13 protein-coding genes are annotated in these 16,908 nt (G+C 71.5%); 4 read left to right on the plus strand and 9 right to left on the minus strand.

The window, feature by feature from the left end; genetic code table 11:
- The first annotated feature begins 9 nt into the window (after positions 1-9).
- The 4 genes from nuoL to recQ all read left to right on the plus strand — a co-directional run bounded on the left by nuoL (position 10) and on the right by recQ (position 7,245).
- On the plus strand, positions 10-1,905 hold the full coding sequence (nuoL, locus tag ACIRJR_RS06060) for an NADH-quinone oxidoreductase subunit L (protein ID WP_403774535.1): 1,896 nt from the start codon (positions 10-12) through the stop codon (positions 1,903-1,905).
- A gap of 4 nt (positions 1,906-1,909) precedes the next feature.
- Positions 1,910-3,481 (plus strand): NADH-quinone oxidoreductase subunit M, encoded by a 1,572-nt coding sequence (locus tag ACIRJR_RS06065; protein ID WP_403774538.1) that lies wholly within the window; start codon positions 1,910-1,912, stop codon positions 3,479-3,481.
- Positions 3,478-5,142: an NADH-quinone oxidoreductase subunit NuoN gene (gene nuoN, locus ACIRJR_RS06070; protein WP_403774541.1), complete on the plus strand. Its 1,665-nt coding sequence runs from the start codon at positions 3,478-3,480 to the stop codon at positions 5,140-5,142. Before ACIRJR_RS06065 ends, nuoN begins: the two co-directional genes overlap by 4 nt.
- A 120-nt stretch (positions 5,143-5,262) precedes the next feature.
- Entirely contained in the window at positions 5,263-7,245 is a 1,983-nt protein-coding gene (recQ, locus tag ACIRJR_RS06075; protein ID WP_403774544.1) for a DNA helicase RecQ, read from the plus strand.
- Positions 7,246-7,257: 12 nt separating this feature from the next.
- Here recQ and ACIRJR_RS06080 read toward each other — a convergent pair whose 3' ends face one another.
- The 9 genes from ACIRJR_RS06080 to fahA form a co-directional block, all read right to left on the minus strand.
- Complete coding sequence (locus ACIRJR_RS06080; protein ID WP_403774547.1) at positions 7,258-7,866, minus strand: Uma2 family endonuclease; 609 nt, start codon at positions 7,864-7,866, stop codon at positions 7,258-7,260.
- An 85-nt stretch (positions 7,867-7,951) separates the two neighbouring features.
- A complete protein-coding gene (locus ACIRJR_RS06085) occupies positions 7,952-10,672 on the minus strand; it encodes a fumarate reductase/succinate dehydrogenase flavoprotein subunit (protein WP_403774550.1) in 2,721 nt (906 codons plus the stop codon).
- 2 nt (positions 10,673-10,674) lie between these two features.
- The gene (locus ACIRJR_RS06090; protein ID WP_403774553.1) at positions 10,675-11,430 is read right to left on the minus strand and encodes an ABC transporter ATP-binding protein; all 756 of its coding nucleotides are present in this window, start codon (positions 11,428-11,430) and stop codon (positions 10,675-10,677) included.
- Positions 11,427-12,293 carry an ABC transporter permease gene (locus tag ACIRJR_RS06095; protein ID WP_403774556.1) on the minus strand — a complete coding sequence of 289 codons (867 nt, stop codon included), beginning with the start codon at positions 12,291-12,293 and terminating at the stop codon, positions 11,427-11,429. Before ACIRJR_RS06095 ends, ACIRJR_RS06090 begins: the two co-directional genes overlap by 4 nt.
- A complete protein-coding gene (locus ACIRJR_RS06100; protein WP_403774559.1) occupies positions 12,290-13,660 on the minus strand; it encodes an ABC transporter substrate-binding protein in 1,371 nt (456 codons plus the stop codon). The genes ACIRJR_RS06095 and ACIRJR_RS06100 overlap by 4 nt, the downstream gene beginning before the upstream one ends.
- A gap of 15 nt (positions 13,661-13,675) precedes the next feature.
- Positions 13,676-13,903 (minus strand): ferredoxin family protein, encoded by a 228-nt coding sequence (locus ACIRJR_RS06105; RefSeq protein ID WP_266479325.1) that lies wholly within the window; start codon positions 13,901-13,903, stop codon positions 13,676-13,678.
- A gap of 32 nt (positions 13,904-13,935) precedes the next feature.
- Positions 13,936-14,706: a GntR family transcriptional regulator gene (locus tag ACIRJR_RS06110; RefSeq protein WP_403774563.1), complete on the minus strand. Its 771-nt coding sequence runs from the start codon at positions 14,704-14,706 to the stop codon at positions 13,936-13,938.
- 184 nt (positions 14,707-14,890) lie between these two features.
- Entirely contained in the window at positions 14,891-15,574 is a 684-nt protein-coding gene (locus ACIRJR_RS06115; RefSeq protein ID WP_403774566.1) for a GPP34 family phosphoprotein, read from the minus strand.
- On the minus strand, positions 15,571-16,800 hold the full coding sequence (gene fahA / locus ACIRJR_RS06120; protein WP_403774569.1) for a fumarylacetoacetase: 1,230 nt from the start codon (positions 16,798-16,800) through the stop codon (positions 15,571-15,573). The genes ACIRJR_RS06115 and fahA overlap by 4 nt, the downstream gene beginning before the upstream one ends.
- Positions 16,801-16,908: the final 108 nt, after the last annotated feature.

Raw genomic sequence — 16,908 nt, forward strand, 5'->3', positions numbered from 1 at the left:
GTCGGAATCGTGGAAAACCTGATTGCGCTGCTGGTCGCGGCGCCCCTGCTCGGAGCGGCGGTGCTGCTCTGCGGCGGCCGCCGGCTCGACCGGGCCGGACACTGGATCGGCACGGTGCTCGCCGCCGTGTCGTTCGGCATCGGCGCCGTGCTGTTCACCGACATGCTGGGCAGGGGCGCGGAGGACCGCACCCTGCACCAGCACCTGTTCAGCTGGATCCCCGTCGAGGGGTTCCAGGCCGACGTGGCCTTCCAGCTCGACCAGTTGTCGATGACGTTCGTCCTGCTGATCACGGGTGTGGGCACGCTGATCCACATCTACTCCATCGGCTACATGGAGCACGACGAGCGCCGCCGCCGCTTCTTCGGCTATCTGAACCTCTTCCTCGCGGCGATGCTCATCCTGGTCATCGCCGACAACTACCTCCTGCTGTACGTCGGGTGGGAAGGCGTCGGCCTGGCGTCGTACCTGCTCATCGGCTTCTGGCAGCACAAGCCCAGCGCGGCCACCGCCGCCAAGAAGGCCTTCCTGGTCAACAGGGTCGGCGACATGGGCCTGTCCATCGCGATCATGCTGATGTTCACCACCTTCGGCACCTTCGCCTTCGGGCCGGTGTTCGAGGCGACCGGGGACACGAGCGAGGGCAAGCTCACCGCGATCGGCCTGATGCTGCTCCTCGCCGCCTGCGGCAAGTCGGCCCAGGTGCCGCTGCAGTCCTGGCTCGGTGACGCGATGGAGGGCCCGACCCCGGTCTCGGCCCTCATCCACGCCGCCACCATGGTGACCGCCGGTGTCTACCTGATCGTCCGCTCCGGCGCGATCTTCAACGGTGCCCCCGACGCCCAGCTGGTCGTCGTGGTCGTCGGCGCGGTCACGCTGATCTTCGGTGCGATCGTCGGTTGCGCCAAGGACGACATCAAGAAGGCCCTCGCCGGGTCGACGATGTCGCAGATCGGCTACATGATCCTCGCCGCGGGCCTCGGCCCCATCGGCTACGTCTTCGCGATCATGCACCTGGTGACGCACGGCTTCTTCAAGGCCGGTCTCTTCCTCGGCGCCGGTTCGGTCATGCACGGCATGAACGACGAGGTGGACATGCGGAAGTACGGAGGCCTGCGGAAGTTCATGCCGGTCACCTTCGTCACCTTCGGCCTCGGCTACCTCGCGATCATCGGCTTCCCCGGTCTGTCCGGCTTCTTCTCCAAGGACATGATCATCGAGGCGGCCTTCGCCAAGGGCGGCACCGAGGGCTGGATCCTCGGCTCGGTCACCCTGCTGGGCGCCGCGATCACCGCGTTCTACATGACGCGCGTGATGCTGATGACCTTCTTCGGCGAGAAGCGCTGGCAGCCGGACGCCGAAGGCCACGAGCCGCACCCGCACGAGTCACCGAAGTCCATGACGATCCCGATGATCGTGCTGGCCTTCGGGTCGGTCTTCGCCGGTGGCTTCTTCTCCATCGGCGACCGCTTCATGCACTGGCTGGAGCCGGTCACCGGCCACGACCACGGACACGCCCCGGTGAGCGCGACCACCGTCACCGCCGCCACCATGGTGGTGCTCGTCATCGGTGTCGCCGTCGCCTGGGCCATGTACGGGCGCAGGCCCGTCCCGGCCGTCGCCCCGCGCGGCTCCCTGCTCACCAGGGCGGCCCGCCGGGACCTCCTCCAGGACGACTTCAACCACGTGGTCCTGGTCCGCGGCGGCGAGCACCTCACCCGCTCCCTGGTCTATGTCGACCACACCCTGGTCGACGGTGTCGTCAACGGCACGGCCGCCTCGATGGGCGGGCTCTCCGGCCGGCTGCGCAAGCTGCAGAACGGCTACGCCCGCTCCTACGCGGTCTCGATGTTCGGCGGTGCGGCGGTCCTCATCGCCGCGACCCTGCTGATGAGGGCGGTCTGATCCCATGTCCTTTCCCCTCCTGACAGCGACGGCGGCGCTCCCGGCGATCGGCGCGATCGCCACCGCCGCCGTCCCGGCCGCCCGGCGTACCGCGGCCAAGTGGCTCGCCCTGGCGGTGTCGCTGGCCACGCTCGTCCTGGCCGGCATCGTCTTCGCCCGCTTCGAACCGGGCGGCGACCGCTACCAGCTCACCGAGTCGCACGCCTGGATCAAGGACTTCGGCGTCCGCTACGAGCTGGGCGTCGACGGCATCGGGGTGGCGCTCCTCGCGCTCACCGCACTGCTGATCCCCTTCGTGATCCTGGCGGGCTGGCACGACGCCGACCCCCTGGAAACCAACTCCAGCCGCTGGCGCCCGACCCAGGGCTTCTTCGCCCTGATCCTCATGGTCGAGGCGATGGTCATCCTGTCCTTCGTCGCCACCGACGTCTTCCTCTTCTACATCCTCTTCGAAGCCATGCTCATCCCGATGTACTTCCTCATCGGCGGCTTCGGGGACCGGGCACACTCCGGCAGCGACGAGAACGCGGCGGCGCAGCGCAGCTACGCCGCCGTGAAGTTCCTCCTCTACAACCTGGCCGGCGGGCTCATCATGCTGGCCGCCGTCATCGGGCTCTACGTCGTCGCGGGGAGCTTCTCGCTCTCCGAGATCGCCGAGGCCCGGGCCAACGGATCGCTGGACATGGCGACCTCCACCGAGCGGTGGCTGTTCCTCGGGTTCTTCTTCGCCTTCGCGGTGAAGGCCCCGCTGTGGCCGCTGCACACCTGGCTGCCCAACGCGATGGGGGAGGCGACCACCCCGGTGGCCGTCCTCATCACCGCGGTCGTCGACAAGGTCGGCACCTTCGCGATGCTGCGCTTCTGCCTCCAGCTGTTCCCGGAGGCCAGCAAGTGGGCGACGCCGGTGATCCTCGTCCTGGCCCTGATCTCCATCGTCTACGGCGCGCTGCTCGCCGTCGGCCAGCGCGACATCAAGCGGCTCATCGCCTACGCCTCGATCTCGCACTTCGGCTTCATCGTGCTCGGGATCTTCGCGATGACGAGCCAGGGCCAGTCGGGCGCCACGCTCTACATGGTCAACCACGGCCTCTCGACGGGCGCGCTCATGCTGGTCGCCGGATTCCTGATCACCCGGCGCGGTTCGCGGCTCATCGCCGACTACGGCGGGGTGCAGAAGGTGGCGCCCGTCCTGGCGGGAACCTTCCTCATCGGTGGCCTGGCCACCCTCTCGCTGCCCGGACTCGCCCCCTTCGTCAGTGAGTTCCTCGTCCTGGTCGGCGTGTTCAGCGCGTACCCGGTGGTCGGCATCATCGCCACCGTCGGCATCGTCCTCGCCGCGCTCTACGTCCTCGTCCTCTACCAGCGGACGATGACGGGCCCGGTCAGGGAGGGGATCGGGGGCATGCCCGACCTCAAGGTCCGTGAGCTGGCCGTGGCCGTCCCGCTGATCGCCCTGCTGATCTTCCTGGGCGTCTTCCCGAAGCCGCTCACCGATGTCGTCAACCCGGCGGTGCAGCACACCATGCAGGACGTACAGAAGAAGGACCCCCAGCCCGAGGTGGAGGCCGCCAAGTGAGCGCAACAGCTGTCCACAGTCTGTGGACGACGGCGGGCGGGGTGACGACGGCCGCACCGGGCGACAAGTTCACCGCTCCGACCATCGAGTACGCCCAACTGGCGCCCGTCCTGATCGTGGTCGGGGCCGCCGTCATCGGGATCCTGGTGGAGGCCTTCGTCCCGCGCAGGGCCCGCTACACCACCCAGGTGTTCCTGACGGTCGTCGCGATCGCCGCCGCGTTCGCCGCGGTGGTGGGGCTCGCCGCAGACGGCTACGCCTCGAAGAACGCGCACATCGCCGCGATGGGCGCCGTCGCCGTCGACGGCCCCGCCCTGTTCCTGCAGGGCACCATCCTGCTCGTCTCGATGGTCTCCGTCTTCACGTTCGCCGAGCGGCGCCTCGATCCGGCCTCGCACGGAAACCACGTCGACTCCTTCGCCGCCCAGGCCGGTTCGGTGCCCGGCAGCGACGGCGAGAAGGCGGCGGTCAAGGCCGGGTTCACCACGACCGAGGTCTTCCCGCTGGCCCTCTTCTCCGTGGCCGGCATGCTGGTCTTCCCCGCGGCCAACGACCTCCTGACGCTGTTCGTGGCGCTCGAGGTCTTCTCCCTCCCGCTCTACCTCCTGTGCGCCGTCGCCCGCCGCAAGCGGCTGATGTCGCAGGAAGCCGCCGTGAAGTACTTCCTGCTCGGCGCCTTCTCCTCGGCCTTCCTGCTCTTCGGGATCGCCCTGCTCTACGGGTACGCGGGCACCGTCTCCTACGCGGGCATCGCGAACGTCGTCGACGGCACCGTCCAGCAGATCGACCCGGCGCTCGCCGACACCATGGGCAACGACGCGCTGCTGCTCATCGGCGGCGCCCTGATCCTCATGGGCCTGCTCTTCAAGGTCGGCGCGGTCCCGTTCCACATGTGGACCCCGGACGTCTACCAGGGCGCCCCGACCCCGGTCACCGGCTTCATGGCCGCGGCCACGAAGGTCGCCGCGTTCGGCGCGCTGCTGCGCCTGCTGTACGTGGTGCTGCCGGGCCTCACCTGGGACCTGCGCCCCGTCATGTGGGGTGTCGCGATCGTCACGATGCTGGGAGGGGCGGTCGTCGCGATCACCCAGACCGACATCAAGCGGCTCCTGGCCTACTCCTCGATCGCGCACGCGGGCTTCATCCTCGCCGGTGTCATCGCGGCCAGCCCGGAGGGCATCTCCTCGGTCCTCTTCTACCTCGCGGTGTACTCCTTCGTGACCGTCGGTGCCTTCGCCGTCGTCACCCTGGTGCGCGACGCGGGCGGCGAGGCGACCCACCTGTCGAAGTGGGCCGGCCTCGGCCGGCGCTCGCCGCTGACCGCGGCGGTCTTCGCGGTGTTCCTGCTGTCCTTCGCCGGCATCCCGCTCACCTCCGGGTTCTCCGGCAAGTTCGCCGTCTTCAAGGCGGCGGCGGACGGCGGCGCGGGCGGCCTCGTCGTGGTCGGTGTGATCTCGTCGGCCATCGCGGCGTTCTTCTACATCCGGGTCATCGTCCTGATGTTCTTCAGCGAGCCGAAGGCGGACGGCCCCACGGTCGCCGTCCCGTCCCCGCTGACGATGACCACCATCGCGGTCGGGGTCGCCGTGACCCTCGTCCTCGGCCTTGCCCCGCAGTACTTCCTCGACCTGGCGAGCCAGGCGGGAGTCTTCGTGCGGTAACGGCGGCAGAGAGCGGTACGCGCGCCGGACGGGCCTTGGAAAGTCAAGCCCGTCCGGCGTTGTCGTAGGCGGCGCCTATGGTTGCTGTGGACGGGTGAAGACGGACGGACGGGCGCGACCATGAGTGTGACGACCGAGAGCGCTGCGCAGCAGACACTGCACCGGGTGTTCGGGTACGAGACGTTCCGCGGCGAGCAGGGCGCGGTGATCGAGCATGTCGTCGGGGGCGGCGACGCGGTCGTGCTCATGCCCACCGGTGGGGGGAAGTCCCTCTGCTACCAGATCCCCGCCCTGGTCAGGCCGGGTACGGGCGTCGTGATCTCCCCGCTGATCGCGCTCATGCAGGACCAGGTCGACGCCCTGCGCGCGCTCGGTGTCCGCGCGGGCTTCATGAACTCCACGCAGGACTTCGACGAGCGCCGCTCGATGGAGGCCCAGTTCGTCGCCGGTGAGCTCGACGTGCTGTATCTGGCCCCCGAGCGGCTGCGTCTCGACTCGACGCTCTCCCTCCTGGCCCGCGGTGAGATCTCCGTCTTCGCCATCGACGAGGCGCACTGCGTCGCCCAGTGGGGCCACGACTTCCGCCCCGACTACCTCGCCCTGTCCGTGCTGGGCGAGCGCTGGCCCGACGTCCCCCGGATCGCCCTGACGGCCACGGCCACCGACGCCACGCACCGGGAGATCACCCAGCGCCTGGGCATGCCCGACGCCCGGCACTTCGTGGCCAGCTTCGACCGGCCCAACATCCAGTACCGCATCGTGGGGAAGGCCGACCCGAAGAAGCAGCTGCTCACCTTCCTCAAGGAGGAGCACGCGGGGGACGCGGGCATCGTCTACTGCCTCTCGCGCAACTCCACGGAGAAGACCGCCGAGTACCTCAGCCGCAACGGCATCGAGGCCGTGCCCTACCACGCGGGCCTCGACGCGGGGACGCGCGCCGCCCACCAGTCGCGCTTCCTGCGCGAGGAGGGGCTGGTCGTCGTCGCGACCATCGCGTTCGGCATGGGCATCGACAAGCCGGACGTGCGCTTCGTCGCCCACCTCGACCTGCCCAAGTCCGTCGAGGGCTACTACCAGGAGACCGGCCGCGCCGGCCGTGACGGCGCACCGTCCACGGCCTGGATGGCCTACGGACTCCAGGACGTCGTCCAGCAGCGCAAGCTGATCCAGGGCGGCGAGGGCGACGAGGCCTTCCGGCGTCGTGCCGCCTCGCACCTCGACTCGATGCTGGCGCTCTGCGAGACCGTCCAGTGCCGTCGCGCCCAGCTCCTGACGTACTTCGGCCAGGAGCCCGGCGAGCAGACCTGCGGCAACTGCGACACGTGCCTCACCCCGCCCGAGACCTGGGACGGCACGGTGGTCGCCCAGAAGCTGCTGTCGACCGTGGTCCGCCTGAAGCGCGAGCGGAACCAGAAGTTCGGCGCCGGGCAGATCATCGACATCCTGCTGGGCCGCAAGACCGCGAAGACCATCCAGTTCGACCACGACCAGCTCTCCGTCTTCGGCATCGGCGAGGAGCTGGCCGAGGCGGAGTGGCGGGGCGTCGTGCGGCAGCTGCTGGCTCAGGGACTGCTGGCGGTCGAGGGCGAGTACGGCACGCTCGTACTGACCGAGGAGAGCGGCTCGGTCCTCGGCCGGGAGCGCGAGGTGCTGCTGCGCAAGGAGCCGAAGCGGCCGACGACCCGGTCCGGCGGCTCCGGTGAGCGGAAGGCCAAGTCCGCCGCGGCGGCGGCCGACCTGCCGGCGGAGGCCGTCCCGGTCTTCGAGGCGCTCCGCGCCTGGCGCGGGGCGACGGCGAAGGAGCTGGGCCTCCCGGCCTACGTGATCTTCCACGACGCGACGCTGCGGGAGATCGCCACCCTGCGTCCCAGCTCGCTCGGTGAGCTGGGCGGCGTCAGCGGCCTGGGCGAGAAGAAGCTCGCGACGTACGGCGAAGGCGTGCTGGAGGTGCTGGCGGGGCTGGGAGAGGCGGGCCCGGCGGCTGCCCCATCAGCGGCAGCGGCGCCCGCACCGGACCGGACGCCGGAGCCGACGGCCCGCCCCGCCGCCCAGGACGCGGACCCGGAGTTCGGCTGGGACGAGGAGCCGCCCGAGTTCGAGTGAGCGGGACCGGGGCTACTCCGGCTCCGCCGCCCGGCGGCGGGAGACGATCGCGGTCAGATCCAGGTCCGCGGGAAAGGGCGTGGAGACCTTCATCCGGTCATGGAAGATCCCCGTGGACGTGTACGCGCCGGTCGCGGGCTCCAGCTCGAAGACGTAGACCACCGCGCGGCCGTCCTGGTTCTCCACCCGCCAGTAGTGCGGGATCCTCGCCCGCGCGTACTTCACGGGCTTGGTCTCCCGGTCACGGGTGACGGACTCGTCGGACACCACCTCGATCGCGAGCAGCACGCTGCTCGCGGGGAACCGTGTCTGCCGCAGGCTCTCGACCGCGTCCGCGCGCACGACGACGACATCGGGTTCCGGCCGGTTCTGGAAGTCGATGTCGATGGTGAACTCCCGCACGACCTCCAGCTCAGGCGGTGCCAGCGACTCCAGCTGCCATTCGAAGAAGCTGACCGCCCGTGTATGGAACAACGTCTGCGGACCCACGAAAACCAGGCTCCCGTCGATCAGCTCCGTGTGCGGAGGCAGATTCGGGAGTGTGTCCAGGTCATCGGCGGTCCAGCCGCCCACGGGCGGGACCGCCCACCGCGGCTGGGGGGCCTCGGGTTCGATGCTCATCAGTGCTCCCATGGGACGAAGCCTCGCGGGTGCGTTCAGCGTATCCGGCGAAAACCGATCATGGCCGCCCAAACGCGTGAGCGACTTACGCGTCGTTGACCAACGCCCCTCTGGCCGCATACGCGCGCACGTCCGCGTCCGGGTCCGTGAGCACCCCGGCGAGAGCCTCCCGGGCCGCGTCGTGGGACGTGTGGTTCAGCAGCGCCAGCACCGCCGCCATCCGGACGTCGGCGTTAGGGTCGGCCAGCGCCCCGGCCAGCGGGGCGAGTGCGGAGACCGGTTCGGCCGAGGAGAGCGCCGTCGCCGCCCCCGCTCTGACCTGCCAGGCCGGATCCGCCAGCGCCGCGGTGGCCTGGGCCGCGTACGGCTCCGGGCACCCCGTCGCCGCGAGCGCCGCCAGGGCGGCCGCCCGCACCAGCAGGTCCGGGTCCGAAAGGAGCGGGGCCAGCGGTTCCGGGCCGGGGGAGCGGGTGGCCGCCAGCCCCTTCGCGACGGCCACCCGGACCTCCCGGGACGGGTCCGTCACGGCCCCGGCCAGCAGGTCCGTGGCGTCCACCGAGACCAGGGCGCTCACCGTGTGGACGCGTACGTCGATGACGGGGTCGCCGAGCGTGCCCGCGAACAGCTCCGCGTCCCCCAGCCGCAGCGCCCGCAGGGTGTCCAGCGCCGTGGCCCGTACGACCGGGTCCTCCGAGCCCAGCGCCCCCACCAGCGGTTCGCGCAGGGCCGGTTCGGCCGGCAGTACCTCGACCAGCTCCCGCAGGGAGGCGGCCGCCTCCGCCCGCACGGACGGCACCGGGTCCGCGAGCCCCGCCGCCAGCGCCGGCCCCGCGCCCCGGGGCGTCGACTCGGTCAGCGCGGCCACAGCGGCCCGCCGGACCGCCGGGTCGGGATCGGCCAGATACGGGGCGAGGTCCGCCAGCTCCGGCTGGTCCTCCGCCAGCGCGAGGAGTTCGAGGATGCGGGGGGAGGGCCCGGCCGACAGCGCCGCGGCGGCCCCGGCGCGGACGGCCGGCGTGGAACCGGACGGGGCGGCCTCCTTCGCCCCGGCCGTCGCCACCTGCTCCGCCTCGACCTCGCCGAGCTCCCTGGAGGCCCCGCCGACGGGGTCGAACCCGTCCACCGGCACGAGGTACGGCGCCACCGGCCGGGCCGTGAACTCCATCGCGCCCGCAGCCGACTTCCGCAGGTCGAGGTGGTGGAACCAGTCGGTGTCGTCGCGCTCCGGATGGTCCGTACGCTCGTGGTAGAGGCCCCAGCGGGACTCCGTCCGGGCCAGCGAGGAGCGCGCCGCCATCTCCGCGCAGTCCCGGATGAAGCTCACCTCCGCGCAGCGCATCAGCTCGTGCGCGGTGGTCGCCCCCATCTCCGCGATGTCCGTACGCATCCGCTCGAAGTGCTCCAGCGCGAGCGAGAGCCGGGCCCCCGACTTCGGCGGGGCCACGTAGTCGTTCACGAAGCGGCGCAGCTTGTACTCGACCTGGGTCTGCGGGGGCCCCTCCGGATTCCGCAGCGGCCGGTAGACCAGCTCGTGGGCCTCCTTGAGCTGCTCCGCGGGCAGCTCGCCCTCGTACGCGGTGTACTGCGAGGCGTCGGCGCCCGCGAGGTCGCCGTAGACGAACGCGCCGATCATGTAGTTGTGCGGGACGCAGGCCAGGTCCCCGGCCGCGTAGAGGCGGGGCACCGTCGTGCGGGCGTGGTCGTCGACGCGGACCCCGGAGGCGGAGTGGCCGCCGCACAGACCGATCTCGGAGATGTGCATCTCGATGTCGTGGGTGCGGTAGTCGTGGCCCCGGTTCGCGTGGAACGTGCCCCGGGTCGGCCGCTCCGTGGAGTGCAGGATGCCCTCCAGCGCGCTGACGGACTCCTCGGGCAGGTGGCTCAGCTTCAGGTACACCGGCCCGCGGTCCGAGGCGACCTCCGCCGCGAACTCGGACATCATCTGCCCCGACCAGTAATCGGAGTCGACGAACCGCTCGCCGTGCCGGTTCACCTGGTAGCCGCCGAAGGGATTGGCGACGTAGGCGCAGGCCGGGCCGTTGTAGTCCTTGATCAGCGGGTTGATCTGGAAGCACTCGATGCCGGTCAGTTCGGCGCCCGCGTGGTAGGCCATGGCATAGCCGTCGCCCGCGTTGGTGGGGTTCTCGTACGTCCCGTAGAGGTACCCGGAGGCGGGGAGGCCGAGCCGCCCGCAGGGGCCGGTGGCCAGGACGACCGCCCCGGCACGCACGGTGACGAACGCGCCGGTGCGGGTGTTGAAGGCCGCCGCGCCGATCGCCCGGCCGTCGTCGCCGGTGAGGATCCGGACCGGCATCACCCGGTTCTCGATGCGGATCCTCTCCCGCATCTCCCGGCGCCGCAGCTGCCGGTACAGGACCTTCTTGACGTCCTTGCCCTCAGGCATCGGCAGCACGTACGAGCCGGAGCGGTGCACCTGGCGGACGGCGTACTCGCCGTGCTCGTCCTTCTCGAACTTCACCCCGTACGACTCCAGCCGCCGCACCATCCCGTACCCGCGCACCGCCGTCTGCCGGACGGTGGACTGGTCGACGATGCCGTCGTTGGCCCGGGTGATCTCGGCGACGTAGTCGTCGGGTTCGGCCCGGCCCGGGATCACCGCGTTGTTCACACCGTCCATGCCCATGGCGAGGGCGCCCGAGTGGCGGACGTGCGCCTTCTCCAGCAGCAGGACGGAGGAGCCGTGCTCGGCGGCGGTGAGCGCGGCCATCGTGCCGGCTGTGCCGCCCCCCACGACCAGTACGTCGCAGGAGAGTTCCTCGGCGTCGGCGAGGGCGGGGATCTGCACGGTCAGGCCTTTCCACGGTCGGGAGTGAGCGATTCGAGGACCTCGCGGCGCAGCGCGACGGTCGCCGGATCGGTGTGCGCGGCGCGTTCCCGCGGGCGGGGCACGTCCAGGACGCGCGCGGTGGGCAGCAGCGCCACCCGGTCGCCCAGGAACAGGGCCTCGTCCACGTCGTGCGTGACGAAGACGACCGTGGCGCCCGTACCCCGCAGGACGTCGACGAGCAACTGCTGCATCCCGGCCCTGGTCTGGGCGTCCAGCGCGCCGAAGGGCTCGTCCATCAGGACCGCCCGCGGCTCGGCCGCCAGGGCGCGGGCCAGCTGGACGCGCTGGCGCTGGCCGCCCGAGATCCGGTGCGGGAGCCTCGCGCCGTGGCCGTCCAGGCCGACCCGGGCAAGCCAGGACTCGGCACGTGCCCTGCGGGCCCCGCGCGGGACGCCCCTGATGGCCAGCGGGAGTTCCACGTTGGCCCGTACCGTGCGCCACGGCAGCAGCGCGTCGTCCTGGAAGACGAGGGCCCGCTCGGCCCGGGGCACGGTGATCGCCTCGCCGTCCTGGGTGACCTCGCCGCCGAGGGCGGGCAGCAGCCCGGCCAGGGTGCGCAGGAGCGTGGACTTGCCGCAGCCGGACGGCCCGACGACGGCCAGGATCTCGCCGGGTACGACGTCGAGGTCGACACCGTCCAGCACCGGTGTCCCGGCCCGGCCGAGCACTGCGCCGCGCAGCGTCAGCCGGACTCCCGGGGGAGTGGTCGTGGTCATGGGTGCACCCGCTCCTTCGCCAGGGCCGCCGGTGCGGCCGCCGAGGGCACGGCCCGGTTCCGGTGCCGTACGGGGGACGGAGGGCGGCTGCCCTCCGTGCGTGGCAGCCACCGGGTGAGCCGGCGGCCGAGCAGCTCCACCGCGGTCGAGGTGATCCACCCCAGCAGGCCGATCGTGGCCATGCCGACGAAGACCCCGGGGTAGTCGACGACCGTGTAGTCCTGCCAGGTGCGGTAGCCGACCCCGTACTCGCCGGAGATCATCTCGGCGGAGATCACACAGATCCACGACACCCCGATGCCGACGGAGAGCCCGCCGAGGATGCCGGGGAGTGCGCCGGGCAGGACGACCGAGCCGAGGACCCTCCACCGGCCGCCGCCCATCGTCAGGACGGCCTCCTCCCACACCGGGGTGAGCGCACGCACCGCGTGCCGGGTGGAGACCATGACGGGGAAGAACGCCGCGGTGCAGGTGATGAAGACGATGCCCTGCTCGTTGCTGGGGAAGAGCAGGATCGCCACGGGCACCAGGGCGATCGCCGGGACGGGGCGCACCACCTCCAGGACGGGGCCCAGCAGGTCCGAGACCAGCCGCGATCGGGCGATCGCCGTGCCGGCCGTGATGCCGAGGACGGCGGCCAGGGCGAAGCCGGTGACGATCCGGGTCAGACTGTCGGTGAGGTCCTGCCAGTACGCGTCACTGCCCAGCCGGTCCCCGAACGCCCGGGCCACATCGGTCACCGTGGGGAACTGCTCGAAGCGCAGCCACAGGTTGACGTCGTAGGAGGTCAGCAACTGCCAGACGGACAGAGCGGCCACCAGCGACAGGGCCCGCAGCGCGACCGACGACCGCCGCCCCCTCATGAGGCGCGGGCCAGGTCGAGCGCCGTGGCGTACGGGACGGTCCGTGAGCCGGGGTGCGCCGCGACGTCGGTGCGGGCGGCCGACTCCGTGACGTACGGCCGCAGTTCGTCGCCTTCCGACACCCAGACGGCCCGGTCCGCGAACCACAGGGTCCCGGTGCCCGCGTCGGGGACGTACGCGGCGCGGACCCGGCCCTCGTGCCCGGCGGCGTACCGCAGGACCTCGGCGGGGGTGGCGAACGCCGAGGTGGTGTCCTCGCCCTTCAGCCAGACCTCGCCCCCGCGGGCGGCGGGCGGACCGGCGGCCCGGGCCTTCGTGTAGCCGTTGCCGAACGCCCGCTTCACGTACTGCTCGTCGACGAAGGCGTCCACGTCGACGTCGCCGACGAGCTTCGCCGAGCGCAGAACCGGGACGTCCTTCTCGAGCGCGGCCACCAGCGCGGGCTTCACCGTCGTGTCGAACGTCGCGATGCCCTGGGCACCGTTGTAGAGGTGGACGACCTCGGCCGGCAGGCCCGTCGCCTTCGCCACCGACTCGGAGGCCGCCACCGGGTGCTCGTGCAGGTACTCCGTCGCCCGGCCCTGCGCCCGGAGGAAGTCCTCCAGCACGGCGGGCCGCTTCTTCGCGAAGTCCTCGACGACGGTGACCCCGTGGAACGTCGGAAGATTCAGCTCCGCCCCGTCGTAGAGGGCCTTCGCCCGGCCCTGGAACGCCAGCAGTCCGGGCCACGCCACGAACTGCGACAGGGCGTCCGCGCTGCCGGCCTGGAGCGCCGACGCACCCACCGCGGGCTGCTGGTTGAGCTTGCGGATGTCCTTGTCCGGGTCGAGCCCGGCCTGCTGGAGCGCGCGGACGAGCGTCCCGTCGGCGGCCGATCCGACGCTCGTGGAGACCTTCCTGCCGCGCAGGTCCTTCAGGGACTCGAGAGTCGAATCAGGGCCGGTCACCACGGTGTTGAGGCCACCGCGGAGGTTGTAACCGGTGACCGAGACCAGCTTGGTGGGACGGTTCAGCTGTTTGCCGCGGGCCGCGTTGATCAGCAGGGGGAAGTCGCCCATCGAGCCGATGTCGATCTTTCCCGCGGTCATCTGGGCGGTGATGGGGGCGCCGGTCGCGTAGTCCTGCCACTTCACCTCGTACGTGACCCCGTCCCGCTCGCCCCGGGCCCGCAGTTCGTCCTCGAAGTAGCCGAGCGAGCGCAGGAGGGTGCCCGCGGTGACGGTGTTGATGGTCCTGGACTGGTAGCCGACGGTCACCGTGACCGTGTCGTCGTCACCCGCGCTCGCCTCGCCGCCGCAGCCCGTCACGAGCGGGACGAGGAGTGCGGAGGTCAGCAGGGCGCCGGCGCGGATTGCCGTGCGTGGCATGGGAGGAGGGGCCTTTCACCGGAGGAGGTAGGGCATGTTGACCGTGACCGCGTCGGTGGGACACCTGGCCGCGCACGGGCCGCAGTACCAGCACTCGTCGACGTGCATGTACGCCTTGCCGCTGTCCGGGTTGATGGCCAGGGAGTCGAGCGGACACATGTCGACGCAGAGGGTGCAGCCGTCGATGCACTTCGACTCGTCGATGGTCACGGGCACGTCGGCCCGCTGGGGCGCCAGAGGCATGGCGGTCTCCAGGAAAGAAGGGGAAGGGGGTCTCAGCCGGACCTGTGCAGCAGCCCGCTCATGCTGATGCGGTCGCCGCGGAAGCGGATGAACTCCAGGTCCACGGGACGGCCGTCACCGAGGTGGGTGAGCCGTTCCAGCATCAGGACGGCACAGCCTTGCGGGGCCTCCAGGACGGCGGCGGAGTGCGCGTCGGCGTTGACGGCCTCCAGGGTGATCTCTGCGGTGCCGAGCGGCTGCCCGGTGAGGCGCTCCAGCAGCCGGAAGACATCGGTGTTCTCCAGGTCGCAGCCGAGGAGGCCGGCCCCGATGTCCATGGGGACGTAGGTGAGGTCGAGGGAGAGCGGCAGCCCGTTCAGCAGCCTGCGCCGCTCGATGTAGAGCACGTCGGTGTGTTCCGCGATCTTCAGCCGCCGTGCGACGGGGCCCGGAGCGGGCACCGGGCCGACGGTACGGACCTCGTTGGTGACCCGGCCGTGTTCGCGGAGGGTCTCCGCCAGGCCCTGGAGCCGGTCGAGGCGGTGGGGGTACCTCTCGCTGACCACGACGGTTCCGACGCCCGGCTGCCGTTCCACCAGGCCCTCGGCGCGCAGCAGGTCCAGGGCCTGGCGGACCGTGTTGCGCGAGACGCGGTAGTCGTTGCCGATCGCGTCCTCGAAGGGCAGCACCCCGCCCGGGAATCCGCCGGTCCGCACCTGGTGGCGCAGGAGGTCGGCGAGCAGCCGGGCATGGTCCGCGCGGAGCCGGCGCCGACGGGCGGCGGCGACGGGCACGGTGTGCTCACGGGTGCGATCGGCTGGCATGCGCTGGACCATACCGACGGGGTCCACGCGGTGGTGTTGCCGCAGTGTTGCGCCACCTGGGGACGCCGGGCCCACCGCTGTGACCAGCTACGTTCCGCCCGGCCAGGCAAGATCTGCCACCCGGCTGACCAGCCCTCGGACACCGGGGCAGCGGCCCGCGACCACCCCTCGGACACCGGGGGCGTCAGTCGCCGTCCCTGCTTCCGCCGCCTCCGTCCCCGCCGGCCCCACCGCCGGCCCGGGCGGCCTTGTCCTGGCGCACGTTGCGGTGCACGGCAAGCGACGGCCACTCCTCGCGGGCCAGGGACCGCGCCGCCCCACGCGTGCGGCGGTCACCCTGCTTCACCACGGACGGGAGCTCGACCGCCGCGGCCAGGCCCGCGAGCAGCCGGCCCCTGCGGTCCGGGTACCCGGCCGCACGGGACGCCTCGAAGCGCCGGCGCACCTGCTCCGCCGGCGATGCGGAGCCCGCGGGATGGCGGTGGTACGGGAAGAGGCCGAGGAAGCGGCGCGTCTCCCTGCGCAGGGCGCCGCGCTCCACCAGGGCGTCCAGACACAGCCCTTCGGCCTGCCGCCCCGCCTGCCGCACCCAGCGCCTCGCGGACACCCCCGAACCGAATCTGCTCTTGCCCGGCGGCGGAAGACTCCGCAGGAACACCGCGAGCAGCGCATCCGGCGGGTCGAGCGGATTCACGACCACCACCCGGCCGCACGCCTGCGAGATCCGGCCCTGGAGTTCGAGCTCCGCCAGAGCGGCACCGGCGATTCCGTACTCCAGGAACCGGCCGCGGCAGTACGGCCTGCCGTGTACGGGGTCCAGCGCGAGCAGCAGCAGCTCCTCGGGGAGCGTCGGAATCGCGTCGTTCACGACGAGGCCGTGATCCGCCCCGTCACCTCGCCGAGCCCGACCCGCGTGCCGTGCGGGCCCGGTGCCCAGGCCGTCAGGGTGACGGTGTCGCCGTCCTCCAGGAACGTCCGCTTGCCCTCGGGCAGGTCCAGCGGGTCGCGGCCGTTCCAGGTGAGTTCGAGCAGGGAGCCACGCTGGGCGGGCTCCGCGCCGCTGACCGTGCCGGAGCCGTAGAGGTCGCCGGTGCGCAGCGAGGCGCCGTTCACCGTCATCTGCGCCAGTTGCTGGGCGGCCGTCCAGTACATCGAGGAGAACGGCGGCTCGGCGACCACCTGGCCGTTGATCTCGACGCTGATCCGGATGTCGAAGCCGCCGGGCTCCTCGTCCTCGGAGTCGTCCAGGTAGGGGAGCAGCGGGAAGTCCCGGGCGGGCGGGGCCGTACGCGCCGCGTCCAGGGCCTCCAGCGGGGTCACCCAGGCCGACACGGAGGTGGCGAAGGACTTGCCGAGGAAGGGGCCCAGCGGCACGTACTCCCAGGCCTGGATGTCCCGCGCCGACCAGTCGTTGAGCAGGGAGAGCCCGAAGACGTGCTCGCGGAAGTCGCCCAGCGCCACCGGGGAGCCCTGCTCGGAGGGGACACCCACCACGAAGCCGACCTCGGCCTCGATGTCCAGCTTCACCGAGGGGCCGAAGACGGGGGCAGGGTCGGACGGCGCCTTCCGCTGCCCGGAAGGGCGCACCACATCCGTGCCGGAGACCACGACCGTGCCGGCCCGGCCGTGGTAACCGATCGGCAGATGCTTCCAGTTGGGGGTGAGGGCCGCCCCGTCGGGCCGGAAGATCCTCCCCACGTTGGTGGCGTGGTGCTCGCTGGCGTAGAAGTCCACGTAGTCCGCGACCTCGTACGGCAGGTGCAGGGTCACCGAGTCGAGCGGGTGCAGCAGCGGCTCCAGGTCGGGGCGGTGCGACGGCACCGTCACCCACGCCGTCAGTGCCCTGCGCACGTCCCTCCACGTCGTGCGCCCCGCCGCCAGCAGGGGCGTCAGGCTCGGCTGCGCCAGGAGTCTGGCGTACGGCGAACCGAGTGCGTGCGCCGCCGCTCCCGCGTCCAGTACATGTCCGCCGACGCGGACTCCGACCCTTCGGTCCTCGGGGTGCCCGGGGGTGGAGAACACTCCGTACGGAAGGTTGTGCGGACCGAAGGGATCGCCCTCGGCCAGGTCGAGCGGGCTGCTCTGCTCGGGCATCTGTCGCTGCCCCTTTCCAGTCGCTTGAGGAACACGGTACGTCGGCTGCCCCGGTCGGCGGCAGTGCCTCAAGTAGGCGTAATGCCCGGAAAGTTACGTGATAACCCT

Origin of the sequence: Streptomyces sp. NPDC102402, assembly GCF_044765765.1 — a bacterium.
Lineage (GTDB): Bacteria > Actinomycetota > Actinomycetes > Streptomycetales > Streptomycetaceae > Streptomyces.

Coding starts and splice junctions, on each gene's coding strand:
- recQ (WP_403774544.1), top strand. CDS start 5,263: ATGAGTGTGACGACCGAGAGCGCTGCGCAGCAGACACTGCACCGGGTG.
- ACIRJR_RS06110 (WP_403774563.1), bottom strand. CDS start 14,706: ATGCCAGCCGATCGCACCCGTGAGCACACCGTGCCCGTCGCCGCCGCC.
- ACIRJR_RS06065 (WP_403774538.1), top strand. CDS start 1,910: ATGTCCTTTCCCCTCCTGACAGCGACGGCGGCGCTCCCGGCGATCGGC.
- fahA (WP_403774569.1), bottom strand. CDS start 16,800: ATGCCCGAGCAGAGCAGCCCGCTCGACCTGGCCGAGGGCGATCCCTTC.
- ACIRJR_RS06100 (WP_403774559.1), bottom strand. CDS start 13,660: ATGCCACGCACGGCAATCCGCGCCGGCGCCCTGCTGACCTCCGCACTC.
- ACIRJR_RS06090 (WP_403774553.1), bottom strand. CDS start 11,430: ATGACCACGACCACTCCCCCGGGAGTCCGGCTGACGCTGCGCGGCGCA.
- ACIRJR_RS06105 (WP_266479325.1), bottom strand. CDS start 13,903: ATGCCTCTGGCGCCCCAGCGGGCCGACGTGCCCGTGACCATCGACGAG.
- ACIRJR_RS06095 (WP_403774556.1), bottom strand. CDS start 12,293: ATGAGGGGGCGGCGGTCGTCGGTCGCGCTGCGGGCCCTGTCGCTGGTG.
- ACIRJR_RS06080 (WP_403774547.1), bottom strand. CDS start 7,866: ATGAGCATCGAACCCGAGGCCCCCCAGCCGCGGTGGGCGGTCCCGCCC.